Source organism: Cycloclasticus zancles 78-ME, from assembly GCF_000442595.1.
Taxonomy (GTDB): domain Bacteria; phylum Pseudomonadota; class Gammaproteobacteria; order Methylococcales; family Cycloclasticaceae; genus Cycloclasticus; species Cycloclasticus pugetii.
The window spans coordinates 1,330,487-1,356,958 of record NC_021917.1 but is presented as its reverse complement, the minus strand read 5'-3'; the positions used below and the strand labels follow the sequence as shown (position 1 = coordinate 1,356,958).

Genomic DNA, 26,472 nt, shown 5'->3' with positions numbered 1-26,472 from the left:
CCACAACCATGTTTAATAAAATTATTGACCTCGGTATTAATAATCGTCTGCTGGTAGTGCTTTCACTGCTGGCGACTCTTGTTGGCGGAACATTAATATTACCTTCACTTAATCTTGATGCCTTTCCGGACGTAACCAATGTTCAAGTACAAATTAATACTGAAGCTCGTGGTCTTGCTTCGGAGGAAGTCGAGCAACTAATCACCTTCCCTATCGAATCCGTGATGTACGCCTTGCCTGATGTTGAAGAAGTTCGCTCAATATCTAAAACAGGGCTATCTGTTATCACTGTCGTTTTCAAGGAAGGAACCGACATCTATTTTGCCCGGCAACTTATTTTTCAACGCCTGCAATCGGCACGTGAGCAAATTCCAGATGGTATTGGAACCCCTGAAATGGGGCCAAATACTTCAGGGCTTGGGCAAATATATCAATATATTTTGCGTGCTGACGATCCTGAAAAATTTGATGCTATTGCCTTGCGAAGTCTAAACGATTGGGTGGTCAAGCTGCTATTAATGCCTGTTAGTGGGGTAACCGAAGTCTTATCATTCGGCGGTGAAGTTAGGCAGTACCAAGTGCAAGTACATCCCAGTAAATTACTGTCTTATAAACTAACCATTAAAGATATTGCTGAAGCTATTGAAGAAAACAACCGTAATGCAGGTGGCTGGTATTTAGACAGAGGTGCGGAACAACTCATTATTCGTGGTGTAGGCTGGGTACGAAGCGACAAAGAGGGTTTACGTGACATCGGTAATATTCCGTTAAAAAATATTGACGGCGTATCAGTACGAGTCAGTGATGTGGCAATAGTCGATTTTGGCCCTGAAATTCGTCAAGGCGCTGTGACCATGTCAACTCGAGATGCTAAAGGAAACCCAGTTGCAATGGGCGAAGTAGTAGCAGGGATCGTAATGAAACGCTTAGGCGCTAATACAAAAGCGACTATCGACGGTATTAAGGCAAGGCTACCCGCGATACAAACGGCGTTACCGGACGGTGTGACTATTGAACCTTTTTATGATCAAGCAGCCTTGGTCGATCAAGCTGTTAACACCGTAAGCTCAGCATTATTACAAGCATTCGTGTTGATTATCGTTGTCTTAATGCTGTTTTTAATGAACATCCGTGCCGCCTTTTTGGTGCTCATCTCAATGCCAATATCGGTTGGTTTAGCACTCATGTTTATGGCCTATTGGGGTATTTCAGCGAACCTGATGTCGTTAGGTGGTTTAGCCATAGCTATCGGTATGATGGTCGATGGTTCGGTTGTGATGATGGAAAATGTTTTCAGTCATTTAAGTAAGCCTGATAGGGAGCACGAGCAATACGCTCAAACAGTGCTAGCGGAAGGTGCACCCGATCCATATAACGTAGCTCAAGACCATCATGGGATTTCGCTTCGAATTCTAATAGCTGCCCGTGAAGTCGGCAGGCCGGTGTTTTTTGCGGTGATGATTATTATCATCGTATTTGCACCGTTATTTACGTTGGAAGGAGTCGAAGGCAAGTTGTTCCAACCAATGGCTATTTCAATTGTATTGGCTATGTTAGCTTCGTTATTGGTTGCGCTTATTATTGTGCCTGCGCTGGCAACATACATGTTCCGTCACGGGGTTAAAGAAAAAGACAATCCAATTGTTACCTTTTTTGACAATATGTACCGCCCGCTGTTATCACGGGCTTTAGGTGCACCTCGTAAAATTGTCTTCGGCGCCGTCATCTTGTTTATTGGTTCACTCGCTTTAGTGCCTTTTCTTGGAACAGAGTTTGTGCCTGAATTGGAAGAAGGCACCTTAAACATTCGTGTCACACTAGCGCCTTCATCTAGCTTAGAAACTTCATTAGAGGTATCTGGGAAGCTTGAAGAACAATTAATGACCTTCCCTGAAGTGCTATATGTTTCCAGTCGAGCTGGACGTGCTGAAATTGGCGGTGATCCTGAACCTGTATCCAACGTTGAGATATTTGTTGGCTTGAAACCTGTAGATGAATGGACAAGCTCATCCAACCGTCAAGAATTACAAAAATTGATGGAGGAAAAGATGTCCGTTCACCCCGGCTTGCTGTTCTCATTTTCACAACCTATTGCTACTCGCGTAGATGAATTACTGTCAGGTGTGAAAGCACAATTAGCTATAAAGCTGTTTGGCCCAGATTTAGCCACGCTTGCAAGCACCGGTAAAAAAATAGAAGGCTTGGTGCGCAAAATTGAGGGTACTCGCGGTGTTGAAATGGAACAAATTGCGGGTGAAGCTCAATTGGCTATTCGCCCTAATCGCGATTCATTAGCTCGTTATGGAATCCCTGTTGCGCAAGTAATGGATCTAGTCGCTAATGCCATTGGGGGCATGGAAGCAGGTCAAGTCATTAACGGCAACGAACGTTATGATATTACCGTTCGTTTGGATGCGGGTTATCGCAACAGCATGGAAACCATTCAAAACATCACCTTACAAGCACCAAACGGTGCATGGGTTAAATTGGCTGATGTAGCTGATGTAAAAATCGAATCCGGTCCACCACAAATCCGTCGAGATGATGTACAACGACGAGTGGTTATCCAATCCAATGTTGAAGGTCGAGATATGGGTGGTCTTGTAGCTGAAATAAATCAGCGAATCAATGACGAAATTGATTTACCCGCTGGTTATACCGTTGTGTTTGGTGGGCAGTTTGAAAACCAAAAACGAGCACAAGACAAGCTGATGATTGTTGTTCCCGTTTCACTGGGAATGATATTTTTAATGCTGTACTTTGCATTCAATTCTGTCGGGCAATCCTTATTGATTATGTTGAATGTGCCACTGGCAATGATTGGCGGTATCGTTGCATTATTTATCTCTGGCCAATACTTGTCTGTACCGGGTTCAATTGGCTTTATTGCCTTGTTTGGTGTCGCGGTATTGAATGGTGTGGTGATGATCAATGCCATTAATCAACGCATTGAAGATGGGCTATCTTGTGAACAAGCCGTGTTTGAAGGTGCTGTGTCACGTTTACGACCCGTGCTCATTACCGCCGCAACCACGGCTCTTGGGCTTATCCCAATGTTACTAGCGACAGGGGTTGGCTCAGAAGTACAGAAGCCACTGGCAACGGTTGTTGTTGGCGGGCTTTTCTCAGCGACATTGTTAACGCTGGTGGTAATACCTGCGTTATATGCGTATTTCTCAAAGCAACATAATGAAGGGTAGGAAATAGAAATGGCCGGATGTGATAGCTGTTCCAGCGATAAAATAGAAGCGGCAACGAAACAACAAAAGCGCGTATTGATCTTAGTTTTATTAATAAATGCGGTGATGTTTGTCGTTGAATTTATTGCTGGTATGTTAAGCCACTCCACCGCATTAATGGCGGACTCATTAGATATGCTGGCCGATGCTTTGGTGTACGCTCTAGGGCTATTTGCCCTAGGGCGTGCAACTCATTGGAAGAGTCGTGCGGCATTAACTAGCGGTATATTTCAGATGATATTGGGCTTAGGAATTTTAATACAACCAATCTACCTACTAAGCACTAACAATATACCTGATGCCTTCAATATGGGGGTTTTTGGCCTATTGGCACTTATTGCCAATACTATATCTTTTCTCTTGTTAATGGCGTATCGAGACGGGGACATCAATATGCGAGCCACATGGGTATGCACGCGTAACGATATGATAAACAACATCGGTGTTCTAATTGCGGCCGGCTTGGTTTATTGGTTCTCCACGCCGTTACCTGACATTATTATTGGCTTGATCATCGCTGTGATAGTTATGCATTCTGCTTGGGGTGTTATTCGTGAGGCTAAGAGCGCTTTAAATAAAGACTTAGAGTAGCTTTCAGAGGGAAGGCATCAATATGAAATTGATGCCTGACGATAATAGGGTTTCTGGTCATATAATTAGCCGCTAAAATTTCGCAATTATCTCAGCTACTCGGTCATTGTCTCAACGCTGATGGTAATACCGCTGTTATATACAGCTCTTCTCAAAGAGCCATCATCAACAAGATAGTCAAAAAAATAGGCCAGTAATAAAGGTTCAAGTCACCTTAAAGTACTTCAATACCAACATATCCTGAACCTTTCTAAAATAAAATATTGACCTGTTTTATTGTCAAAAAATTGACCTTATCAAACTCCTCCGTTGCGATTCTTTTGATTATCCCTAATGATCATAATGCTAGCCAATATCAACATTAGACATTGGAGTGCCAGACCTTGGTAGTTCGGGTAAATCCCAAGTAACTCTACACTTGGCAAGTCAACAGGATCCAAGGGGATTTTTCCAGCTTCTTGCAATGCTGACATGCCTTTACCCGCAAAAACAATGGCCAGAATAAACATGAAGCCACCACTAACGGCAAAAAATTGTCGCAATGGTAAGCGTGTACTGTATTTCATAATAAGCCATGCCAATAGGGGTCGTTTGCGGGAGAGGGCGAAATGACACCCGAAGGGTAGCGTCTATTGCAGAAATTCAATTAAAAAGGATGCCCTCAGTAGTTATCTTTTTTAGACATCCAAATGGAATCGGCCATAGGACATAAATGTAAGCCAAATTGATATTCAGCCCCCTCTCTCAATGGTCAACACAGCTCACAAGTATTGTCTGTGAGAAAGGACTCGCCCTCTTAGGTGACTAACAGGTTCCGCATATCAGTGAACGCGGACAATAAAGTCCAACCATTTAGACTCATGCCCCAACCAAAACAGTCTAAAGTCCCGACGGCAACGAAACACCGACGCCGAATTCATAGACGAGTTGACCACCAAAATAAGCAGTTGTGACGATCAGTCCTGCAATCGCCAGCTCGAATACCACTGCACCCCAGCAGAGGCGCCTCGATAGAACGGTGCCTCGCCACCAAATAACTGCGCGTAGCAGCCCCCAAGCAACTAAGACACCTGCTGCAATGTGTCCGAACTCCTCATGCGTTTCTAATATCGCAAGGGACGTACCGTTGGCCAGCGCGACATCGAGCGCAAGGTCACCAAAAACAAAAGCTACTGCGGCGGCCAGCCCCGCGCCTAGCCCGAGTCCAGCCGAGATATTAGCAATAGCGCCACGACCATCGAGGGACAACCCTCGAAAAACAACGACCAAATCGAACATTGCGAGCAATAGTGCAAAGACGATTGGGAAATGCACGACCAATGGGTGGATTTGTTCAATCGGTAACATTGGGTACAACTCCCATCAAATAATTAGAATGTTCGGTATGCACGAGTTAGAACCACACTCTAAAGCCGGCAACCAATGCCAGATTATCAACGTCTCCGCCTTCAGCGCGTGTCAGATCAGCCGTGTCGCCATATTGGCGCTTCCAGCTGACGCCGATATATGGAGCGAATTCTCGACGAACTTCGTAACGTAATCGCAGACCTAGTTGCACATCATTCAACCCGCTACCGACGCCAAATCTAGGTACTGAACTGGCTGCAATATTGGTTTCAAATCGAGGTTGCAGTATGAGGCGTTGCGAGAACAACAGGTCGTAAGTGCCTACTAATCTAGCCGAGACGTCGCCATCCTCGCTGATAAAGAGGGCGGGCTCGACTTCGAATCGATAAGGCGCTAAACCTTGGACGCCCAGCACCGCAAAACTGCGATCCTGATCGGGGCCAGAGCCATACTGTCGGTCATAGCGCAGGCCGACCTGCAAATCCCAAAACGGCGCGATCATTCGGCTATAGAGCGCTTGAAGTTCCAACTCGCCACCGTTTGCTGATGTTTGGTCGTCACCTTCAAATTTCATCCACAGTTTGTTGGTGTCGGTGCCATACCAGCCCTGCATATCCCAGCGAAGCGTATCGGCGCCGTCGTTGTCGCGATACTCGAACTGGTCTGCGATGATCATACCCAGCGGTAAGTTGTCTTCAACGGGTTCCGGCCAACCGGATTCCTCAGCGAAAGCAAAGCTATTGATAATTATCAAAAAGCTGCCTAGCACAATTCGAATCGAGGGGGATGTGGTGAGCAATTGATTATCCATTGCGGTTCTCCGATGACACTGCATCATTGGTCACCGACACCACTCGAAACATACCCATGTCCATGTGATACAACAGGTGGCAGTGGAAGGCCCAGTTGCCGGGGGCATCTGCACTGATCAGCGCGGTCAGCCGCTCACCAGGCTTCACGTTGAGGGTGTGTTTGCGTGGCCGGTATTCACCGGCGCCATTCTCGAGTTCCATCCACATACCGTGCAGGTGAATCGGATGTTCCATCATGGTGTCGTTGACCAGCACCAAGCGCAGGCGTTCGCCATACTTAAAGTGGACAGGACCATCCACTTCAGAAAACTTTTTACCATCGAACGACCACATGTACCGATCCATCACGCCGGTCAGGTGCAATTCTACTTCGCGTTCCGGAGGCCGTTGATCGGGATACGGCGACAGGCTGCGTAAATCGGTGTACACCAACACGCGACGGCCATTGTTCTCCAGTCCGTTGCCCGGTTCGCTCAGGCGATTACTCGGAAATTCAGCAACCATTGTGTTGCCTTTACCGTGACGGTCCGGGCCATGCTTTACTGGCGATGATGCTGTTGACATGCCAGTGCCTCTATTGCGTGACATGTCCATACTGTCCATCGTCTGCTTCTTAGCAGGCATTTCACCCGGCATCGCCATAGTCCCATCTTTCATGTTCATCGCAGGCACGCCATCTTTGGGTGCCGACGTCATACCCGGCATGGCCATCGCACCCATGCCCATATCCTTCATTGTGCGCACCGGAGGATTGCCTAGCGGCGGTATTGCTGCCTCGAGCCCTGCTTTGGATGCCAGGGTTCCGCGCGCAAAACCGCTGCGGTCCATGGAGGCTGCGAAAATCGTGTATGCCGCCTCGTCGACAGGCTCGACAATGACGTCATAGGTTTCCGCCACGCCAATTCGAAATTCATCAACAGCGACCGGCTGAACATTCTGCCCGTCTGCTTGTACCACGGTCATTTTCAGTCCCGGGATGCGGACATCAAAGTAACTCATCGTTGCGCCGTTGATAAACCGCAGGCGTATGCGCTCTCCCGGCCGAAACAAGCCTGTCCAATTGGAATCTGGCGCCATTCCGTTCATTAAATAGGTATAGGTAGCACCGCTAATGTCGGCGATGTCTGTCGGCGCCATCCGCGATCGCGCCCAGACCATGCGTTCTCGAACCGTTTTACCCCAACCGTTCTCTTCAGCATCGTTAAACAACTCAGGTACCGTGCGCCGTTGATAGTTGTAGTAATCGCTTTGCTTCTTCAGTTTCTTCAGAACGCTCATTGGGTTCTCAAACGTCCAGTCAGAAAGCATGACCACATATTCGCGGTCGTATGCAAACGGTTCGGGGGCAATCGGATCAATAATTAACGGCCCATAGTGACCTTGCTGTTCCTGCAATCCAGAATGACTGTGATACCAGTACGTGCCACTTTGCTTTACCGGAAAGGCGTAACGAAACGTCTCACCTGGCTTGATACCCGCATAGCTGACACCGGGGACGCCATCCATTTCATAGGGGAGCAGTAAGCCATGCCAGTGAATGGAAGTGTCTTCATCCAGTTGATTTGTGACCCTAATAACTGCGTCCTGCCCTTCTTTTAGGCGAACAAGCGGACCGGGAATGGAACCACTGATCGTCACCGTATCGCCCATTCGCCCGCCAATATCAAGGGGCTGACGGGTAATATTGAGATCAATCGGGCCGGTTGCTTGTTCGGGACTTAAGCCTAAGGTTTCTCCGGCAAAAGCCGGGACCAAAGAATTGAGCCCAAGGATTGCACCTGTAGCACCCGCTTGCGTTATAAAGCGGCGTCTTGATTTCGAATACATCGTTTGGTTGTTCATTGTTCGCTCCAACAAATAATCTTGGTTGCTTGCGCGCTATCCCGGCGTAAAAAGCACGCCCTGGCGGAATAACTTAGTTTTGGAAATTGGCAATATACACTACCCGGTAGTATTTAACAAGACCAAGCGATTAGGGTTAAAATCATTCAATCTTGGCTGCGCATCAACGGTCACGTGAGAACTCGAGACTGATATCAAGCTGATGGTCGTTGTATACTCCTAAGGAGTATGTCGACCGAGTGATAACACCATGTCCAACCTTGAAAAATCAGATTTGCCCGCCTCTCGAAAAGCGATTTCGAGGCGCCTTAAGCGAATCGAAGGTCAAGTCCGCGGCGTAGATCGAATGCTGGAACAAGGTCGCTACTGTGTCGACATCTTGCAACAAATTCAGGCCACGAAAGCCGCGTTGAAAAAAGTTGAAACCGAACTTCTACGTGATCATGCAAATTCCTGTATTGAAGGTGCACTTAGAGAAGGCTCTTTGGATGAGCAAAGAGATAAGATCGTTGAACTCGTCGATCTGTTTGAACGAGGTCGCTGAGGGTCTGGTACCGAGAAAAAGTGCCTGCGTCTAGGCCGCCTCGCGTGAGCGTTTTACAATCTCAGAGACCGTGTTCTTGCTAATACCGAGATCCCGTGCAATCCATCGATAGCTCTTACCTTGTTCAATGAGGTGAAGCACTTTAGGTGAAAGTTTGTCGGATTTTGGGCGGAAGCCCTTCTTTCGGCCCAGCTTTTTGCCGCGAGCTTTTGCTGCAGCAAGACCGGATTTTACGCGTTCACTAATTAAATCACGTTCAAATTCTGCGATGCCGGATAGAAAGGTTGCCATCATCCGACCATGGGATGTCGATAGATCAAAGGTCATGCCGCTTATGGCGACCACCGAGACTTTCCAGTTTTCCAGGTCGCGGAGCGTGTTGAGCAGGTCGATGGTTGATCGACCCCATCGAGACAATTCTGTCACGACTACCGCATCGATTTCCCGGCGTTGCGCCAAGGCCATAATTTTCTTTCGTTCTGTGCGATCCAATTTCGCACCTGACCCCGTTTCCTTGAAAACTCCAATGACGTCGTAGTTCGCTCGTTTAGCGAATGCTCGAAGATCGCGTGCCTGCCGCGCACACGATTGATCAGCTGTCGACACTCGACAATAAATGGCTACCCGGTGTCCCAATTAAACCTACCTCTCTTCATGGCTTGCAAAGCCGCATGTTTACTGGCTGGATTGGTGTCCTGTTTAGCCTTTAGTTTAACTGGGACAGTATCGCATGCCAAGACGCACCATTCTGACCGAACGACAACGGGAAGCACTGTTCGGATTGCCAGCGGATGAAGACTCGATGCTCCGCCACTACGTGTTGAGTGACGAGGACATGCAGCATGTCAAAACAAGGCGACGCCCCGGCAACCGATTGGGTTTCGCATTGCAGCTATGTGCCTTGCGGTATCCCGGTCGACTACTCCAACCAGGCGAATTCATCCCAGACCCAATTATCAAATTTATTGGGGCGCAACTGGGTTTGTCGAAAAGCGACCTTGCCGACTATGCGGAGAGACGGCAGACACGCTATCAGCATTCGGTGTCGCTCCAGAATCTATACGGCTATCGAACTTATCAGGCTTCTGACCTAGATTTCGCCCAGTGGCTGGCATCAGCCGCTGAACAGGCCCACTCTAACGAAGGGTTGGCACGCGAAGTGGTCGCCCAAATGCGCCTTCGGCGCATTGTTGTACCGGCACCTTCAACGGTTGAACGATTGTGTGCAGATGCTCTGGTCGCCGCCGACAATCGTATCTCTAGGCGCATCGCGGATCGTCTCGACAACACCACAGTGGACAGACTCACCGCATTGCTCAGCGAAACAACGGTGACAGGCGTCACCCGATTCGTCTGGTTGCGCCAACACGAACCGGGCAGCAACTCACGGGTGGTCAATGGGTTGCTCGATCGGCTGGAACGGATCGTTGATTTGGAACTCAGCCCTTCTTTGCTTCAGGGTGTGCCCTCGCACAGAGTAGCCCGCCTTCGTCGCCAGGGTGAACGCTACTATGCCGATGGCATGCGTGATCTACCTACGCATAGAAAACTGGCGATACTAGTCGTCTGTGGTGTTGAATGGCATGGCGCAATCGGTGACGCCATCGTCGAAACCCATGATCGAATTGTGGGTCGGCTGTACCGTGCTTCTGAGCGTGTTAGAGATGATCAAATTAACGATCAACGTGCGCTCATCCAACAAACACTCAAAACTTTTTCCGAAGTAGGCGCATCGATCATCGCGGCGCGAGAAGCCGGCGAGCCCGTCGACACAGCCATTGAACAGGATTGCGGCTGGGAGGTATTCAATCGCCTGGTCGAAGATGCCACCGCTGTGAATGCCAAAGTTGGAGCCGATCCTCTGGATTTTGTGAACAGTGGCTACGCTAGATTTCGTCGCTATGCACCACGGTTTCTGAACACACTCGCGATCGAAGGTGCGCAGTCAGCAGGACCGATACTCAAAGCAATTAACGCACTCCAACAACTGAACCGATCGAATAATCGGGGGTTACCAAACAATCTACCGATAGCCTTCGCTAGACCCAAATGGCGAAAGAGGTTGCAGCGCACAGACCGTCGAACTTGGGAAACTGCGATTCTTTTCGCTATTCGCGATGCATTTAGGGCAGGCGACATCTGGTTAAAAAATAGCCGTCGATATGCAGAGCCATCGAAAGAGTTGATACCGGTTAACGCCGTTGCAACGTCATCAGCACTGGCAGTACCGTTGGACCCTCTCGACTGGTTAACGCAACGGAAACAGGTGCTGGCTCAAGCATTTGAAGCCACAGGCGAAGCCGCACGCCGTGACCGGCTACCAAACGGGCTAATTCAAGACGGCGTACTCAAACTCTCCAAATTGGAGAAACAGGCGCCCGACAATGCCCATCAGCTAGTCATGGATTTGTACCGGCGTGTACCGCAAACACCGGTCACTGACATTCTGTTGTCAGTAGATCGTGATATCGGGTTTACAGAAGCTTTCACAGATTTGCGAACAGGAGCGCCGTGTCGTGACCAAATCGGGCTTTTAACGGTGCTCCTCAGTGACGGCGTGAATTTGGGCCTTCGCAAGATGGGTGCCGTATCCACAACACATTCTTTCTGGGAGTTGCTTAGAATTTCTCGGTGGCACGTACAAGACGATGGCTATCGGCAAGCACTCGCCATGATCGTGGACGCGCAAAGTCAACTGCCTATGTCCAGACTTTGGGGCGCCGGAGAGTCTGCGTCGGCCGATGGTCAATTCTTCCGAGCCTCCGGGCCTGGCGAAGCCATGAATGTGGTGAACAGACGCTATGGCATTGACCCAGGGATAAAGGGGTATACCCATGTCTCCGATCAATATGCTCCGTTCTCGACGCAAGCGATTCCGGCAACAGCACACGAAGCGCCTTATATTCTCGACGGACTGTTGTCGAATGACGCCGGACGGCGAGTGAAGGAACAATATGCAGATACCGGTGGGTTTACCGATCATGTGTTCGCCATGTGCTCACTGCTGGGCTACCGTTTTGCACCTCGTATTCGCGATCTACCGGCGAAACGCTTGTATGCATTTAATCCAAGCGAGGTACACAAGACACTGAGGCCGTTGGTTGCGGCCAAGATCAACGAAGATCTGATCGTGCGGAATTGGCCCGACATTCTCCGGCTATCAGCAAGCGCAGCGGCAAACACAGTGAAACCCAGTCAGCTTTTGAAACGACTATCTGCCTACCCGCGACAGAATGAACTGGCTGTCGCCCTACGTGAGATCGGTCGAGTTGAACGATCGTTGTTTATGATGCAGTGGATGTTGGACGCTGAGTTGCAACAGCGCGTACAGATGGGGCTCAACAAAGGTGAGTCACACCACGCCCTAAAGCGCGCAATCAGTTTTCATCGTCGAGGTGAGATTCGTGATCGATCCTCTGAGGGACAACACTATCGAATTGCTGGGATGAATCTCATTGCGGCAATCATTATCTATTGGAACACCAAAAAGCTGGGGGAAATTGTCGAGACACTCACCAATGCCGGTGAGGCACCAAATCCCGATCTACTGCCCCATGTATCCCCTCTGGGGTGGGAGCATATCAATCTAACTGGTGAATACCATTGGCCCGATGCTTAGGGTGTCATTTCGCCCCCTCCCGCAAACAACCCCCAATAGGCTTAAAATTGCTGTGGCAAGAAGAAGTCCGTATACAATCATACCTTGCCCATTTTGATCAGTTTGCACCCACAAAGCTTGATAAAACAACACACTCTCAAACACTTCACGGTACACCGCAATAAAAGACAAAGCTGCGATTCCCCACAACGTTTCTTTATTCAGTGCCTTTTTAATACTACTCTCTATAAAGTGCTTCCATTGCATAGCACTGGTTTTATTATGCATCCAAAAACCTACATAAAAGAGTACTAATGCTGCGGTTATAGCAGCTATACCTTCAGTTAACTCACGACTTGCCCCACCTATTTGAATCAACGTCGTTGAAACAACCCAAGTAACTCCACCCATTAACAGAGCAACAACAAGTCCACCATAGAGATAAATCAAGCCTTCACGTTTACCTGTCTTTATCAAAAAGGCTGCTAGCGCGGCAATAACTAATAATGCTTCTAAACCTTCCCGTAGTAAAATAATCATTGCGCCCACAAATGCCGTTTTGCCCGACAGTCGCTTTTCACTTAGTGAAGATTGCGCCGCTTCTAATAACAACTTAATGCTGTTGTAGGCGCTGTTTACAGTAGCTTCTCCTTTATCTTTTCGAATCAAGTTCCTATATGCTGTCATCTCACTTTCTATCTGGCGACGTAATGTCGGGTCAATAGCATCAAGACTATTTTCGATCAACTCAAAACCTTCTAGATATGCATTTATAGCTAAATCATATGCACCAGCTCTATCACCAGAGGAATAAGCAGTCCTACTTTCTTCTAGAACCTGAATGCTAAACTCCAAAGGAGATTGCTTCGTCTTTTTCATTACTTCGTGTGGATTACGGCGTAAATAGGTTGTTATAGCAACTGCATCACCCCCTGAAGAAATTTCTACCTGCTTAGGAGAGGTAGTCGTTAACCGTTCTAAAGAAAAATCTGAATTACTCTTTTTAGTTTTCCAGAGGGCAGAACCGGCCTCAACTTCATTCGCTTGAACAGCCATTTGACCAACATAAAAAGCCAACGACCAGCGATCACGTTCTGACAACTGACTAAATGATGGCATTCCCGTACCTGAAACACCTTGCGTAATACTATTAAAAAGACCATAAAGTGTTCTTTCCTTGTAACGCTCTCTATCGAGAAAATTCGTCGGTAATGGCTCCATTGTTTTCGCCAACGGTCCACCTCCATTACCTTTCACGCCATGACAGGCTATACAGTTTTTCTCATAGAGTTGTTTTGCAATCAAAGTATTCGGTACTGCACGAGGCACAACTAAGATGTCATAGTCAGCAACCATTTGACTATGCATATCGGTAGTTAACTTAGCTACCTCGTCAGGGTCTGCTTTCGAATTAACTAGTGACTCTAGCATAGCGACTTGATTTATAAGCTTCTTATCAACACCTTCCAGCTGGAGAATATTTTCACGGACTGCTAATGCGAAATCTTTCATCTCACCGTATTCTTCTGTGTTAATCACCTGACCATCTTTTATGGCCTCACGATAATCAACGCCAATATAGTCAATTAACTGCAGAAGCCTTTGAATTGGCATTGATGCATAAGCTGAGTATGAAAAAAAGAATATGAATAAAAGAAAACCTATTTTTTTAACCATATTTTTAAAAAACCAAAGTGAGAATAGAATACAAATGATAATCATTCGCATCTAATAAATCAATTAACTTTTAATGTCTTTATTGTTGATACAATCAAACAACTAGATTTTGTCCCGCTTCCACAGACTTGGCACTTATCACCAATACTGTCTCTTTCTTCTTATTGATGGCCTATCGAGATGGCGATATAAATATGCGACAACATGTGTTTGTACGCGTAACGATATGACAAACAACGTCGGTATTCTCATTGCGGGGACACCCAAGTCTCCAGAATCACCCCACAAGCCTAACAGCCTATACGTTTTATGCGCTTTTATGACGATGTACAACAAGAACTTGTGCCTTGCTGAATAGGAGGGCACGGAACAGAACCGTAAGAACAGAAAACACAACAATCTCCTTTCTTTGGCTTGAGCAGAACACCACAACCCTTGCATTCGTAAAACCATTGGCAAGAATCTGTGGGCATTGCTTCTGTTTCTTTATGACCACATTCTGGGCAATAGAGGGTAGATTTCAAAATAATTTCAATAACTAAACCTCGCTGTTGCTGCTGTTAATAGTACACTTTCTATTGGGCGGCGACATTAACCTCAATCGATATATGGGATAGCCGAGGTAGGTGTTGCTTTAAGATCCGTTTGTAAAAATAAGGCTCAAGCGGTTCTTCAGTAACAACTGAAAGGATGGCGGCTTGATGTGATGTTCCAACTTTCCAAATGTGTATATCGTTAATAATGGCATTATTTTCCTCCTTCATATTTTTTGCTATGTTGGCAAAAGAATTAGGGCTGACAGTTTTATCGAGCAGTACATTACTTGATTCTTTAATTAGTCCGTAAGACCACCGCAAAATAACAGCCGCACCAACAATACCCATAACTGCGTCCATCCAAATCCAGCCATAATATTTACCGGTAAGTAATGCAATAATGGCCAGCAGTGAAGTCAAGGTGTCAGCTAGAACATGAAAATATGCTGCTTTCATATTATGATCGTGGTGGTGATCATGCTCTTCACCGTGATGGTGATGATCGTCATGCAAAACGAAGACTGAAACTATATTGACTACAAGCCCAATTATGGCAACGATAATTGCTTCATTGAATAAAATCACCTGGGGCTCAATTAGTCGCTGGACGGATTCTATTGCCATCATCAAAGCAACGATTGCAAGTGCAACAGCACTAGCAAAGCCACCAAGGTAATTAACTTTTCCGGTTCCAAAGCTAAAGCTTTTATTGTCAGCATGTTTCTTAGCGTAAGAGTACGCAAAAATTGTAATCAGGAACGCTGCGGAATGCGTTCCCATGTGCCACCCATCAGCAAGTAGGGCCATTGACCCAGACGTCGTACCAACGGTAATCTCAAGCACCATAATGATGGTCGTCAACCAAAAAACTATCTTTACTTTATTTTCACGATGCTTATTATCAATCCCAAAATCATGCGAATGGTCCCATTGAATACTGTTATCGTCTTGCATTGATGTTCCTAAATAGAATTGTATTTTCAACACCCTATAAATGGCATTGCTTGGATTATTGGTTATACTATACCCTAGTATAGTATTAATCAAGAAAGAGGAAATAATATGTCTCATACAATCATAGGGAAAAGAAAGTTATTAACCCGTGTTCGAAAGATTAAAGGTCAGACGATAGCTTTAGAAAACTCATTAGAGGGTGAGCCAGATTGCATGAAAGTTTTACAGCAGATTGCGGCTATAAAAGGCGGAGTCAATGGATTAATGAAAGAAGTATTGGAAGGTCATTTGCGAGAGCATTTAGGTGCGGAAGATATGACCCAGCTGCAGCGAACGGAAGAAGTAGAGCAAGTGATCTTGATTTTAAAAAGTTATTTAAAATAACAGAAGGGTTTTTAGAGGGTTAAAGCTATGACTAACACTTAACTTTGTAGCCTTAAATTTGAAATTTCACCACTGGTTCAAATACTATGTTGCTTGTTGCTTGTTGGTTTTGACAAAGTATTGAGAATACACCTTAAAAACCGATTGACGGTCGGTTTTTAAGGTGTGAGAATACGCTCTTCTTATAAATTAGGGTTAGTAATTCGCTTAATGCAACTCGGTGAGCTTGAAAAGCAAGTATTGCAATACCTTTGGGAGACCGAAGTGGCGGACGCCAAGCAGGTGTACGCCTACTTTGAGAAGCGTCGTGGCGGCTCGCTTAACACCATTCAAAGCACGCTAGATCGTCTCTTTAAAAAAGGTTTACTAAAAAGAGATAAGCAGGGACATGCCTTTCAATATCAGGCTGCTATCGAACGCGACACGTTTATCGGTCAGTTAATCAAAGGTTTGACGAGCGAATTTAATGCGGATAAAGGGAACAGCCTGTTGGCTGCTTTTACCTCGGTATCGCCTGAATTCAATGAAGATCAACTGGAGCGATTGGAGCAGATAATCGAAGATCAGCGTGATAAAAATAAGTCGGACGGCTCAGTATGATTCTTGGAAAGCTGGCCTTTTATCTTAACGTATTCACTGTTGGTGTATTGAGTTTATGGCTATCCCTTATTTTTATTGGCATTACTTTTCGGTTATCGGGCAGTGTCCTTTCCACATTTACAGCAAAGGCTAAACGTAGGATTTTATGGTTTATCGTACTAACGCCTTGGCTAATTGCGGTAATAGTGACGCTTGTACTTATGATGCCTGCCAGGTTAGATTCTTACGCCAACGGCTTCATTGCAACGTTGGTACATTGGCATCATGCCTATACGTTTAGTCTAACCAGCTGGCATGCGTTGACGATGGCATTATTTTCCAGTGTTTTTATTTTTGGTGTCATCCACAGGGTGCTTAGTGTGCGCAAAAACCTTCATCGTTTGGATTTGTTGGCACAATTTTCGACGACGGATGAGCAGGCGAGTGAGATATTGGAGAGCAATTGGTTATCGACCATCGAATCGAAGCTGCCTCAGGCATTTACAGCTGGATTGTTTCAGCCCCGGTGTTATGTCACAACCGGACTACGGGATAGCGTCAGTACCAATGAGTACACTATCATTCAGCTCCATGAGCAAGCACATAGGCGACGTTTTGACCCACTTAAAAAATTGCTGTTTGCTTTTTTTGGCTCTTTTTTCTCGCGAGTTATTGGTGAGCAACTAAACGTAGCAATGGAATTGGCTATGGAGCAGTGCGCTGATGAAGCAGTGCTGAATACAGGTAAGGAAGCGTCGGCCATTGCGAAAACCCTGCTCAAAGTTACTCGTTTAACGATGGCGCATACTCCAAAGCAAGCATCTGTGCAGCCCGCTTGTGACTTTCTTACACCGCAGTTGGATGAACGGGTTACCTATTTGATGCGTGAGCAGAAAGGTAGGGCTTTCCCTGTGCTGATAACATCGTGTTTATTCGTGCTGGTCACAGTGGTTTGCCTTTTATCCGTCGATACACTACACCACGTTACCGAACAATTTTTTATACATTAAGGGTTCAATAATGCTTTCAGAAGACAAGATTTTTACGAGTAAAAAACCGATTTCAAGTCGGTATTTTGTTGTATTAAGATATTACTCAAAGCTGTTTACTTTGACTTGTTTTGCATGGATTTCAACCATCAGCCATGCAGATAACACAACTATCGAATCACTCAGTTTTAGAGCGGCTATTCAACGAAGCACTAACCATCATCCAGAATTGCGTGCTTACGCTGACCGCATGAATAGTCAACAGGGCTATTTGACTCAGGCTGGTGTTGCGTCGCCCCCCGAAATTGATTTAACCGTAGAAGATGCGCTGGGAAGCGGTGAATTTAATGGTATGGACAATGCGCAAACACGTTAAGTATTAGCTGGGTGTTAGACAGTCGTATCGTAGGCAAACGGGTAGATGCTGTTGCATCAAGACAGTCGATTCTTGAGATTGAGCGTGAAATAAAGCAACTGGATATAGCTGCGCAAACGGCCCGCTATTTTTTAACTGCTTTGGCTCACCAAGAACGTCAGAAAATTGCAAAGCAGGCGCAATCACTATCCGCGCAGGCGCTAGAAGAAATAAAAAAACGCGTAGAGGTAGGAAAATCGCCTATTGCCGACCAATTACGCGCTGAAGTTAACCTTGCTCGGCGAACGCTGCAAATAGAAGATTTAACGCATGAGGTTGACTCTTCAAAGCGTCAACTGGCTGCACAATGGGGTGATAAAACGCCTGAATTTGGTCGGTTAGCCGGCACGTTGGCTCAAAAAATTTCCGTGATCGACCCTACATCACTGGAAGAGAGCTTACGTAACAATCCTGACCTTAAGATATTTTTAACGCGAGAACGTGCGGCACAGACGGACATTGCCTTAGCCAAGGCTGAAGCAAGTAAACGTTGGCGTATATCCACAGGTGTTAGGCGCTATGAAGCTACAGATGATTATGCGGTGGTCGCAGGTATATCCGTTCCGTTAGGCGACTCAAGTCGAAATAAAGGCCGTATTACTGCCTTAACGGCTGAACAAAGCCGTTATCAATCAGAAGCTGATGCATTGAGCATTAAGCTTCAAACGCAGCTTTTTGTTCTATACCAGCAATTACTGCACAGCATTCACGTGAGCGAAGCGTTGAGTAATGACATTATTCCACGCTTGGAGCGCGCGGTGCGAGAAACAGAAAAAGCGTATCAACTGGGAAAATACAGTTATTTGGAATGGTCGGCTGTTCAGCAGGAATTATTTGAAGCACAGTCAGATCAATTAGATGCGTATTTTACGGCGCATATTAATACGGTAGAAATTGAACGATTAACTGGTTTAACGCTAACTCGATTAGGTGAGGAAAAAGAATGAAGAGTAACTACTGGCAACCCCTGCTAACCGGAATATTGCTCAGCATTGTTCTGGGGTTGAGTCTGCCGACCTATGCGGTGGAATCTGAAGATAGTGCGCAACAAGAAGAGCCTCAAAAAGGCCCCCACAACGGTCGTTTATTAATAGAGGGGGAGTTTGTGGTTGAGCTAGCCATTTTTGAGAAGGGTGTGCCGCCAGAATTTCGTGTTTGGGTGACGCAGAAAGGGCAACCCGTAAAACCAGAAGAGGTTTCTTTGAAAGTTGTATTAACTCGACTGGGTAATGTTGAAGACAACATTACCTTTTCACCAGAAGATGACTTTTTGCGAGGCAGTATGGAAATTTATGAACCCCACTCCTTTGTTGTATCTATTATGGCTGAATATGGGGGGCAACAGTTTAATTGGCAGTATGACAACTTTGAGGGCCGAATTAAAATCGGCCAAGAAATTGCCGATGCAATGGCCATTAAAACGGCAATAGCAGGCCCGGCAACATTAGTTGAAACGGTAAAAGTTTACGGGAAACTGGCAACGCCAGTGGATGCTCAGCGCAGTATCCGTGCTCGTTTTGAAGGCCAGATCGAAAAAGTGTATGTCTCGTTAGGACAAACTGTCGCGCGTGGTGATCTGTTGTTGACCATCCAGAGTAACGAAAGCCTTAAATCTTATAATGTTGTATCGCCTATTGATGGTGTTATTTCCCACCGTAATGCAAATTCGGGAGAGCAATCAGGCGATCGCTTATTATTAACAGTTACCGACAATCGAACGCTAGTAGCTGAGTTGTCCGTTTTTCCTATGGATCGTCACAGAGTGAGAAAAGGTGCTCAGGTTTTGTTGACAGCCAATGGTAATTCGGTGACTGCAACAGGGGTAATCGATGCCATTGATACCCGCACGCAAGCCAATCAGGCCACTGTGATGAGAGCAACCATCGATAATAAAAAGGGGTTATTGATGCCCGGCTTATTTGTTACCGCTGATGTTGCTCTAGCTAAATATGCTGTACCACTGGCGGTAAAGCGCAGCGGGCTACAAAGTTTTAGAGACTTTACTGTGGTGTACGCAAAAATTGGCGAAGAATATGAAGTGCGTATGCTCGAATTGGGGCGTATTGCCGGAGAGTGGGTTGAGATTCTGGGGGGCTTGCCAATAGGTGCAGAGTACGTGACTGAAAACAGTTTCGTTATCAAAGCTGATATTGAAAAATCTGGCGCCTCACACGACCACTAAGGGATACTCATGCTTGAAACTATTATCAGATTTTCAATACAGCGCCGTGTTTTAATTATGGTCGCAGTGTTGATGCTTAGTGGCTTGGGTCTCTGGAACTTTAACAAGCTGCCAATCGATGCTGTACCCGACATCACTAATGTGCAGGTGCAAATTAACACTGAAGCGGCAGGCTATACGCCTCTGGAAGTTGAGCAACGGGTAACGTTTCCCATCGAAACAGCGATGGCGGGATTGCCCAATCTGGAGTACACCCGCTCGGTGTCACGTTATGGATTGTCTCAGGTCAGCATTATTTTTAGTGATGATACTGATACCTATTTTGCTCGACAATTGGTCAACGAGCGTCTTGCTAGCGCTAGATCCAACCTACCTACGTCACTGGAACCTGAACTGGGGCCTATTGCCACCGGTCTGGGCGAAATATTTATGTTTACGGTGGATGCTGAACCGGGGGCTAAAAAAGAAGATGGATCGGCGGTCACACCTACTGATTTACGTTCAGCGCATGACTGGATTCTTCGCCCGCAATTGTTGCGCGTGCCAGGTGTGGTGGAAGTCAATCCAATCGGTGGTTATAAACGCGAGATTTTAATTGCCGTAAACCCTGAGAAGTTACTCGCTTTTGAAGTTACCCAAGCCGAGTTACTAGAAGCCATAAGCCTGAACAATGAAAACCGAGGCGTAGGCTATGTTGAGCGTCATGGCGCGCAGTGGTTATTGCGCGTGCCGGGGCAAGCTGAGAGCCTTGCTGCACTCGGTAATATTGTCGTCAAAACCCTACAGGGTGTGCCCGTCAAAGTTAGTGATGTAGCGACCGTCGAAGAGGGTAAAGAGTTGCGCTCAGGCGCGGCGACGCAAAATGGCCGTGAAGTTGTGATGAGCACAGTTTTTATGCTGGTCGGTGAAAATAGCCGGACGGTTGCCAAGGCTGTTGGCGACAAACTGGAGGAGATAAAAAGTAGCCTGCCTCAGGGTATTACTGCAACTGCTGTGTATGACCGAACAGGTTTAGTGGATAAAACTTTGCAAACGGTCCAAAAGAATCTGTTCGAAGGCGCGCTGTTGGTCATTGTCATTCTGTTTTTTCTTCTTGGTAATGTACGGGCGGCAATCCTTACAGCCGCAGTCATCCCGGTTGCTATGCTAATGACCATTACAGGTATGGTGCAAGCAGGTGTGAGTGCGAATTTAATGAGTCTTGGTGCGCTGGATTTTGGTTTGCTGGTGGATGGTGCCATCATTATTGTGGAAAATTGCTTGCGCCGGTTAAGTGGGGCTTCGAAAAGCGGTCAACCGCTGAATATTAAGGAGCGCTTTCACGTCGTCTTTACGGCAACTCGTGAGGTTATTCGACCAGCGCTGTTTGGCGTTTTTATTATCACCGTTGTCTATGTCCCCATTTTTGCCTTGTCGGGCGTAGAAGGGAAGATGTACCACCCGATGGCATTGACAGTTGTCATCGCTTTAATCAGCGCGATGGTGCTTTCTATTACTTTTGTTCCCGCTTGTATTGCACTGCTGTTTAAAAAGCCCATCGTGGAAAAAAATAGTGCCATCATCAAAGCCGCAAGCTCAGTCTATCAGCCGTTATTAAAAACTGCTGTGAATGCACGATGGATTGTGGTGTCCGTAGCCTTGGCGATCGTTGTCGGCTCATCCTTTTTAGCCACTCGTTTGGGCTCTGAATTTGCGCCTAATCTTGATGAAGGTGATATTGCGATGCATGCCTTGCGTATTCCAGGTACCTCCTTAGGTCAGGCTGTTGCAATGCAGGCAGCATTGGAAAATAAAATAAAAGAGTTGCCTGAAGTTGAGCGAGTCTTTGCAAAAATTGGTACTGCAGATGTCGCAACGGATGCTGTTCCGCCGAGCGTTGCTGATAATTTCATTATTCTTAAACCCCGGTCACAGTGGCCTGATCCGAATAAAACAAAAGAGCAAGTAGTATCAGATTTAGCCGAACTGGTCGAGCCCGTACCGGGGAGTCGATATGAATTCCTACAACCAATCCAGATGCGGTTTAATGAGTTGCTAGCGGGAGTGCGTGCTGAGTTGGCCATCAAGGTATTTGGTGATGACTTTGAACAGCTCGATGCGATTGGGAAAAGCATAGAAAAAGAAATACAGTCAGTAGAGGGCGTTGCGGATATCCAAATGGAGCAAACCACAGGCTTGCCTATTTTTACTATACGCCCTAAGGGTGATGCGTTAGCACACTATGGGATTGCTGTAAGTGTTTTGCAAGATCAGCTGGAAGTGGCCCTTGGTGGACGTGTGGCTGGGCAGTTGTATGAAGGCGACCGGCGCACTGATATTGTTGTGCGGCTGGCGGAGGATAAACGTAGTGATATCGATGCCTATAGTCACTTGCCGGTGCGGCTGCCATCTGGAAGTTATGTACCCCTGCAGGAACTGGCAGAGTTAGAACTAGTCAACGGCTTTACTCAGGTCAACCGGGAGAATGGTAAGCGTCGTGTTGTTGTTACTACTAATGTGCGCGGCCGTGATTTAGGTGGGTTTGTTGCCGACATACAGGAGCGTGTCGAAGCTTCAGTGGAAATCCCACCAGGATATTGGGTAGAGTACGGTGGCACCTACCAAAAACTTTTGTCGGCATCCCAGCGACTACAGTTAGTGGTTCCTCTCACCCTGTTTTTGGTTTTTGGATTGCTTTTATTAGCTTTAGGGTCAGTGAAGGATGCGTTGATAATTTTTACCGGCGTGCCTCTTGCATTGACCGGTGGCGTGTTGTTTCTTTTACTAAGAGATATTCCGTTTTCAATATCCGCGGCGGTGGGGTTTATTGCATTATCAGGCATCGCTATTTTGAATGGCTTAGTCATGGTTTCGTTTATCCGCCAGCTACGTGATGAAGGCCGCCCATTAGAGCAGGCAATACACGAAGGAGCCTTAACGCGTCTGCGACCGGTAATTACAACCGCATTAGTTGCTTCATTGGGTTTTGTTCCTATGGCCTTTAACATGGGGATTGGTTCAGAAGTACAAAGACCGCTGGCTACAGTGGTTATTGGCGGTATTCTATCGTCCACTTTATTAACGTTGTTTGTCATTCCTGCACTTTATCGAATTTTGCATGCAAAAGAGCAGGGTGAAAGCACGGCACAAACGACGTCATAATGAATTGGTTCAATCAACACAAAGAGAAAAATATGTTCAAGCTTAGTCTGATTTTAATACTAATATTGGTCAGTACCACAGCAATGGCTCATGGTATGTCTGCGGAGGCTAAATTAATCGTTGTGTGCAATTCGCAAAGAAATTAGGCTGCTTGGAATGCATTTTTTTCAGAAAAAAAATAAAAGTATGCAACTTTTGTGGATGGCATTTCTTTCTATTGCATTAATGTGTAGTCAGGGAATGAAATTTCATTTACATGGTCTTGATCATGGCGATGACGACCTGCATCGTGCTCATCAATCCGTTGCTGTAGAGCATGAGCACATGACCCTGTCTAACCTGCATTCTTTAAATGATCTGTCTCATGTCGATCATCATCATGAAATTGTTTTTGAAATTGATGCCAGCAAGAATGTGCTCCTAAAAAATATTGCCGGCAAAGTACCCGCACTGGCTTTATTGGTTTCTATATTTTCATTACTTCTTACAGTTTTCATACGAGATATAAGCTTTCGCTCCCCTAGAAGTGATGTTGAAGCTTATTGGTCGCATCACTTATCACCACCACTGCGCGCCCCACCACCCTAAATTCGTATACCTATAATTGTATTGTTGAATGCACCAGGTTTTACTGCTTATGTATTCGCAATGTATATTTTTTGACCTGCTATGTCTTTTGATAATCAATTGGTAGGTTAATAGAGGATTCCATTTATTACGGAGTAATACGAATGAAATTATTGACACTTATTGTGCACACGAATGTACAACAGGAACTATCTGATTTATTACATACGATGGATCAGGTAACTGGGTTTAGCTTCTCTAGAGTAGAAGGGTATGGCACAGAAAAAGAAAATGATCCTTACCTTTTGGCACGAGATGAAGTGATTGGCTGCATACCTAGAATACAGGTAGAGATTTTACTAGAGGATAAAGATGTAGAGGGGGTGCTCGGCAGATTACGCGACAAAGATAACAATGTCACTGGCCAAGGTGTTTACTGGGTCATGCCCGTCGAAAACGGAGGGCATATACTGTGAAATATTCAAAAGTTAATCATATCGACACAATAAAAGCAGCCTTCAAGGGTAGTAACGAGAACTACTTTAAAGGAAACCACATTTTTTTAGTTGTGAGCATTTTTCTCTTAATGTCTTTGTCTAACTTCGCCAATGCACATGGCATGTCAGAAGCCGAAAAACTATCCATTATTGAAGGTGGTAACTTGCGCTATATGTGGCTTGGCGCAACACATATGTTATCTGGCTATGATCATTTAGCCTTTGTTTTCGGGATCATCTTTTTTCTTACCAGTTTTCGTGATATTGCAAAATATGTCACTGCATTCACGGTTGGCCATAGTGTCACGCTAATTTACGCTACATTTAATGGCATACAACTTAACTACTTCCTCATTGATGCAGTTATAGCCCTGAGTGTTTGCTACATTGCTTTTGCCAATATTGATGGCTTTCGTAAATACCTGAATATTAATACACCAAATATGCTGGTGATGATCGTTGTTTTAGGGTTGATTCATGGGTTTGGCTTATCAACCCGATTGCAAGAACTCCCACTTAGTGAAGACGAGTTATTGCTTAACATTATTTCATTCAATGTTGGTATTGAACTCGGACAAATTAGTGCGCTTCTAGTGATGTTACTTCTGATTGCGGCTTGGCGTAATAGCGACTTCTTCAAGACATTCAGTAAGATCACTAATTATGGCCTGATTATGGCTGGTGGTTTGCTCTTTCTTATGCAAATGCACGGTTACGAACACGCGGTAAATGCTGATGAGTTGAATGTTAGCGAGGTATCTACTCCTAAGCTAAGTACGGTAAGTGAAATGAGTGATAGCGCTACCGCTACCGTAGGTGATAAATGGAGAGACACTATTAATATAGTTATTCCAGCGAGAGATGGAAAAGAATACAAGCTTATGGTGAATAAAGATGACGCTTTTACATTCAAATGGGAAACGAGTGGTGAATTGTTGTTTTTCGACTTTCATGGAGAACTGGCTGGTGATACCTCAGGTGCTTTTCAAAGTTTTGAAGTGGGGACAAAAAGTGAGTCTAGTGGTTCGCTAACCGCAATATTTACAGGTACTCATGGATGGTATTGGAAAAACAATACATCTTCACCAGTAGCGATAACACTTAAAGTAAAAGGTGATTACATAGCCGCAAATAACTCAGGTAAATAACACAGAATTCGACTTGGGGTTATTGGCAATAAATCCATACCAGCTATTGATGTACTAATTTGCTGGTATGGGTTATTCATTAATGAAGAAATTATCAGAGGAAACTAGTAGATGATTAAAGAATGTATAAAATTTATTTCAACTAACCCCCATTTGAATATCGAGAAAGCGTCAAAAGTAGCGGTGTCAAAGGAGAACTGGGCTCGCTCCAACGTACTAATATGACGTACTATATTGTAAAAATCGTAATAACGACGGTATTAATTGTCGCCATTGCTGAAATTTCTAAGCGAAGTTCTTTTGCAGGAGCGATACTTGCCTCAATTCCAATTATTTCGGTTCTTGCGATGACATGGCTCTACGTTGAGAGTAAGGATGTTACTAAGGTTGCCGAGTTATCCACTAGTGTTTTTTGGTTGGTTATCCCTTCTTTGGCTTTGTTTTTGTCATTACCTGTTTTATTAAAACAAGGCGTGAATTTTTATCTTAGCCTTAGTATTTCCATAATGCTTACAGTTGCTTGCTATTGGTTTATGATTTCTGTTCTAAATCATTATGAAATTGATCTTTGATTAAGTGATAACATTCGTTCTGTGTCATTTTAAGCGCAATGTTTGTTAGCTCTCATTTAATGTAAATTTCGCCCATTGATTTTATTAGATTTTTCAATTTACGCGGCGACCAAAAGCCATACTCTCATAGTGTCTGGCTGAAATACCCTTTTTTCTCAAAAAATGGGAACTACTTATAATTCAAATAGCCATAAGTTCGGTTACTTTAGAATAAGAAATTAGTTTTATATGCGAACCCAACATAGTAGTATTTTTTGATAAGCAGGGTCTCATCGATAATTATTGATGTGGATCAATTTGAAAGTACAAAGAGTTATATTTTTGTGGAACTTATATAAAAAAGTCGTAGTATGTACATTGTCATAATGAAATTTGGTTAAGAATTTGTCTTTAAATAAAAGCAAGGTTATAGCGCTTATACTGTTGTTATTGGTCTTTGTCGGCCAATCAATGGCGTCTGCTGTTATGCCTTACCAAAAAGAGATGAATAACGCGAATAATCAGTCACATCATATGACAATGGATGGGGAGGATGACTCGACTCATCTTATGCACGATATGGATAATGCTGATTTAGCATCTGAGCCAAACTCTTCTGGTTGTGCTGAATCTAGCTGCTATTGTGCAATGGGCGGCTGCTCATCTGCGATGTTACCTACTACAGTGCACGATACGGCAATACTTCTGGGCTCCTTTCAAAAAAATTCCCAACCCCCGTCTTTGGCTATAAGCCAAATTCCTACTTCACTCTACCGTCCTCCAATTTCTCGTTAATACAGGATAGATCTGCCTGAAATTTGGCAGTGCTATCAAGTTTGATCTGTATTTGGCGGGAGAATTTAGCTCCCAAGGTTTTAT

25 protein-coding genes are annotated in these 26,472 nt (G+C 45.4%); 17 read left to right on the top strand and 8 right to left on the bottom strand.

What is annotated here, in order from left to right; genetic code table 11:
- Positions 1–8 precede the first annotated feature (8 nt).
- Positions 9–3,200 carry an efflux RND transporter permease subunit gene (locus tag CYCME_RS06580; protein ID WP_020932530.1) on the top strand — a complete coding sequence of 1,064 codons (3,192 nt, stop codon included), beginning with the start codon at positions 9–11 and terminating at the stop codon, positions 3,198–3,200.
- Between the two features lie 9 nt (positions 3,201–3,209).
- Positions 3,210–3,830, top strand: a complete 621-nt coding sequence (locus CYCME_RS06575; protein ID WP_020932529.1) for a cation diffusion facilitator family transporter — start codon at positions 3,210–3,212, stop codon at positions 3,828–3,830.
- Between the two features lie 296 nt (positions 3,831–4,126).
- On the opposite strand, the gene CYCME_RS06570 is transcribed toward CYCME_RS06575, so the two are convergent.
- The 4 genes from CYCME_RS06570 to CYCME_RS06555 all read right to left on the bottom strand — a co-directional run bounded on the left by CYCME_RS06570 (position 4,127) and on the right by CYCME_RS06555 (position 7,831).
- Positions 4,127–4,396, bottom strand: coding sequence for a hypothetical protein (locus CYCME_RS06570; RefSeq protein WP_020932528.1), 270 nt, complete (start codon positions 4,394–4,396; stop codon positions 4,127–4,129).
- 313 nt (positions 4,397–4,709) lie between these two features.
- Positions 4,710–5,177 (bottom strand): DUF2231 domain-containing protein, encoded by a 468-nt coding sequence (locus tag CYCME_RS12815; RefSeq protein WP_020932527.1) that lies wholly within the window; start codon positions 5,175–5,177, stop codon positions 4,710–4,712.
- Between the two features lie 46 nt (positions 5,178–5,223).
- Positions 5,224–5,988: a copper resistance protein B gene (locus tag CYCME_RS06560; RefSeq protein WP_020932526.1), complete on the bottom strand. Its 765-nt coding sequence runs from the start codon at positions 5,986–5,988 to the stop codon at positions 5,224–5,226.
- Positions 5,981–7,831 carry a copper resistance system multicopper oxidase gene (locus CYCME_RS06555; RefSeq protein WP_020932525.1) on the bottom strand — a complete coding sequence of 617 codons (1,851 nt, stop codon included), beginning with the start codon at positions 7,829–7,831 and terminating at the stop codon, positions 5,981–5,983. The genes CYCME_RS06560 and CYCME_RS06555 overlap by 8 nt, the downstream gene beginning before the upstream one ends.
- Before the next feature lie 250 nt (positions 7,832–8,081).
- Between CYCME_RS06555 and CYCME_RS06550 the strand changes: the two genes are divergently transcribed.
- A complete protein-coding gene (locus tag CYCME_RS06550; RefSeq protein WP_020932524.1) occupies positions 8,082–8,375 on the top strand; it encodes a metal-sensitive transcriptional regulator in 294 nt (97 codons plus the stop codon).
- Positions 8,376–8,405: 30 nt separating this feature from the next.
- Here the strand turns inward: CYCME_RS06550 and CYCME_RS06545 are convergent, their stop codons facing one another.
- On the bottom strand, positions 8,406–8,981 hold the full coding sequence (locus tag CYCME_RS06545) for a recombinase family protein (RefSeq protein WP_231580323.1): 576 nt from the start codon (positions 8,979–8,981) through the stop codon (positions 8,406–8,408).
- Between CYCME_RS06545 and CYCME_RS13145 the strand changes: the two genes are divergently transcribed.
- Together CYCME_RS13145 and CYCME_RS06540 are read left to right on the top strand one after the other, a co-directional pair.
- Positions 8,930–9,085, top strand: a complete 156-nt coding sequence (locus CYCME_RS13145; protein WP_020932522.1) for a hypothetical protein — start codon at positions 8,930–8,932, stop codon at positions 9,083–9,085. The two genes, CYCME_RS06545 and CYCME_RS13145, sit on opposite strands and share 52 nt — an antisense overlap.
- 20 nt (positions 9,086–9,105) lie before the next feature.
- On the top strand, positions 9,106–11,994 hold the full coding sequence (locus CYCME_RS06540; RefSeq protein ID WP_020932521.1) for a Tn3 family transposase: 2,889 nt from the start codon (positions 9,106–9,108) through the stop codon (positions 11,992–11,994).
- Here the strand turns inward: CYCME_RS06540 and CYCME_RS06535 are convergent.
- From CYCME_RS06535 to dmeF, 3 genes are all read right to left on the bottom strand, one after another.
- Positions 11,962–13,701: an FTR1 family protein gene (locus CYCME_RS06535; RefSeq protein ID WP_051184137.1), complete on the bottom strand. Its 1,740-nt coding sequence runs from the start codon at positions 13,699–13,701 to the stop codon at positions 11,962–11,964. The genes CYCME_RS06540 and CYCME_RS06535 overlap by 33 nt on opposite strands.
- Positions 13,702–13,967: 266 nt before the next feature.
- Positions 13,968–14,186 (bottom strand): GDCCVxC domain-containing (seleno)protein, encoded by a 219-nt coding sequence (locus CYCME_RS13270; RefSeq protein WP_073024910.1) that lies wholly within the window; start codon positions 14,184–14,186, stop codon positions 13,968–13,970.
- A 39-nt stretch (positions 14,187–14,225) separates the two neighbouring features.
- Positions 14,226–15,140: a CDF family Co(II)/Ni(II) efflux transporter DmeF gene (gene dmeF / locus CYCME_RS06530; RefSeq protein WP_020932518.1), complete on the bottom strand. Its 915-nt coding sequence runs from the start codon at positions 15,138–15,140 to the stop codon at positions 14,226–14,228.
- A gap of 108 nt (positions 15,141–15,248) precedes the next feature.
- Between dmeF and CYCME_RS06525 the strand changes: the two genes are divergently transcribed.
- From CYCME_RS06525 to CYCME_RS06475, 12 genes are all read left to right on the top strand, one after another.
- Positions 15,249–15,524, top strand: coding sequence for a metal/formaldehyde-sensitive transcriptional repressor (locus tag CYCME_RS06525; RefSeq protein WP_020932517.1), 276 nt, complete (start codon positions 15,249–15,251; stop codon positions 15,522–15,524).
- Between the two features lie 165 nt (positions 15,525–15,689).
- Complete coding sequence (locus tag CYCME_RS06520) at positions 15,690–16,124, top strand: BlaI/MecI/CopY family transcriptional regulator (RefSeq protein ID WP_223253172.1); 435 nt, start codon at positions 15,690–15,692, stop codon at positions 16,122–16,124.
- On the top strand, positions 16,121–17,113 hold the full coding sequence (locus CYCME_RS06515) for a M56 family metallopeptidase (protein WP_020932515.1): 993 nt from the start codon (positions 16,121–16,123) through the stop codon (positions 17,111–17,113). Before CYCME_RS06520 ends, CYCME_RS06515 begins: the two co-directional genes overlap by 4 nt.
- A 10-nt stretch (positions 17,114–17,123) precedes the next feature.
- Positions 17,124–17,468, top strand: a complete 345-nt coding sequence (locus tag CYCME_RS12935; protein WP_020932514.1) for a hypothetical protein — start codon at positions 17,124–17,126, stop codon at positions 17,466–17,468.
- Between the two features lie 11 nt (positions 17,469–17,479).
- The gene (locus tag CYCME_RS06510) at positions 17,480–18,454 is read left to right on the top strand and encodes a TolC family protein (protein WP_020932513.1); all 975 of its coding nucleotides are present in this window, start codon (positions 17,480–17,482) and stop codon (positions 18,452–18,454) included.
- Entirely contained in the window at positions 18,451–19,689 is a 1,239-nt protein-coding gene (locus CYCME_RS06505; protein WP_020932512.1) for an efflux RND transporter periplasmic adaptor subunit, read from the top strand. Before CYCME_RS06510 ends, CYCME_RS06505 begins: the two co-directional genes overlap by 4 nt.
- Positions 19,690–19,698: 9 nt before the next feature.
- The gene (locus tag CYCME_RS06500; protein ID WP_020932511.1) at positions 19,699–22,830 is read left to right on the top strand and encodes an efflux RND transporter permease subunit; all 3,132 of its coding nucleotides are present in this window, start codon (positions 19,699–19,701) and stop codon (positions 22,828–22,830) included.
- 156 nt (positions 22,831–22,986) lie between these two features.
- Complete coding sequence (locus CYCME_RS06495; protein ID WP_041932918.1) at positions 22,987–23,418, top strand: hypothetical protein; 432 nt, start codon at positions 22,987–22,989, stop codon at positions 23,416–23,418.
- 143 nt (positions 23,419–23,561) lie between these two features.
- Positions 23,562–23,873 (top strand): DUF3240 family protein, encoded by a 312-nt coding sequence (locus tag CYCME_RS06490; protein ID WP_020932509.1) that lies wholly within the window; start codon positions 23,562–23,564, stop codon positions 23,871–23,873.
- Entirely contained in the window at positions 23,870–25,042 is a 1,173-nt protein-coding gene (locus CYCME_RS12930; protein WP_020932508.1) for a HupE/UreJ family protein, read from the top strand. Before CYCME_RS06490 ends, CYCME_RS12930 begins: the two co-directional genes overlap by 4 nt.
- 221 nt (positions 25,043–25,263) lie before the next feature.
- Positions 25,264–25,614, top strand: coding sequence for a DUF3147 family protein (locus tag CYCME_RS06480; RefSeq protein WP_020932506.1), 351 nt, complete (start codon positions 25,264–25,266; stop codon positions 25,612–25,614).
- Positions 25,615–25,998: 384 nt separating this feature from the next.
- Positions 25,999–26,388: a hypothetical protein gene (locus CYCME_RS06475; protein ID WP_041932917.1), complete on the top strand. Its 390-nt coding sequence runs from the start codon at positions 25,999–26,001 to the stop codon at positions 26,386–26,388.
- Positions 26,389–26,472: the final 84 nt, after the last annotated feature.

Bases quoted from the DNA above. Each gene is read 5' to 3' on its own strand.
- CYCME_RS06580 (WP_020932530.1), top strand. From the start codon at position 9: ATGTTTAATAAAATTATTGACCTCGGTATTAATAATCGTCTGCTGGTA.
- CYCME_RS06575 (WP_020932529.1), top strand. From the start codon at position 3,210: ATGGCCGGATGTGATAGCTGTTCCAGCGATAAAATAGAAGCGGCAACG.
- CYCME_RS06570 (WP_020932528.1), bottom strand. From the start codon at position 4,396: ATGAAATACAGTACACGCTTACCATTGCGACAATTTTTTGCCGTTAGT.
- CYCME_RS12815 (WP_020932527.1), bottom strand. From the start codon at position 5,177: ATGTTACCGATTGAACAAATCCACCCATTGGTCGTGCATTTCCCAATC.
- CYCME_RS06560 (WP_020932526.1), bottom strand. From the start codon at position 5,988: ATGGATAATCAATTGCTCACCACATCCCCCTCGATTCGAATTGTGCTA.
- CYCME_RS06555 (WP_020932525.1), bottom strand. From the start codon at position 7,831: ATGAACAACCAAACGATGTATTCGAAATCAAGACGCCGCTTTATAACG.
- CYCME_RS06550 (WP_020932524.1), top strand. From the start codon at position 8,082: ATGTCCAACCTTGAAAAATCAGATTTGCCCGCCTCTCGAAAAGCGATT.
- CYCME_RS13145 (WP_020932522.1), top strand. From the start codon at position 8,930: ATGCTCGAAGATCGCGTGCCTGCCGCGCACACGATTGATCAGCTGTCG.
- CYCME_RS06540 (WP_020932521.1), top strand. From the start codon at position 9,106: ATGCCAAGACGCACCATTCTGACCGAACGACAACGGGAAGCACTGTTC.
- CYCME_RS06535 (WP_051184137.1), bottom strand. From the start codon at position 13,701: ATGCGAATGATTATCATTTGTATTCTATTCTCACTTTGGTTTTTTAAA.
- dmeF (WP_020932518.1), bottom strand. From the start codon at position 15,140: ATGCAAGACGATAACAGTATTCAATGGGACCATTCGCATGATTTTGGG.
- CYCME_RS06525 (WP_020932517.1), top strand. From the start codon at position 15,249: ATGTCTCATACAATCATAGGGAAAAGAAAGTTATTAACCCGTGTTCGA.
- CYCME_RS06515 (WP_020932515.1), top strand. From the start codon at position 16,121: ATGATTCTTGGAAAGCTGGCCTTTTATCTTAACGTATTCACTGTTGGT.
- CYCME_RS12935 (WP_020932514.1), top strand. From the start codon at position 17,124: ATGCTTTCAGAAGACAAGATTTTTACGAGTAAAAAACCGATTTCAAGT.
- CYCME_RS06505 (WP_020932512.1), top strand. From the start codon at position 18,451: ATGAAGAGTAACTACTGGCAACCCCTGCTAACCGGAATATTGCTCAGC.
- CYCME_RS06500 (WP_020932511.1), top strand. From the start codon at position 19,699: ATGCTTGAAACTATTATCAGATTTTCAATACAGCGCCGTGTTTTAATT.
- CYCME_RS06495 (WP_041932918.1), top strand. From the start codon at position 22,987: ATGCATTTTTTTCAGAAAAAAAATAAAAGTATGCAACTTTTGTGGATG.
- CYCME_RS06490 (WP_020932509.1), top strand. From the start codon at position 23,562: ATGAAATTATTGACACTTATTGTGCACACGAATGTACAACAGGAACTA.
- CYCME_RS06480 (WP_020932506.1), top strand. From the start codon at position 25,264: ATGACGTACTATATTGTAAAAATCGTAATAACGACGGTATTAATTGTC.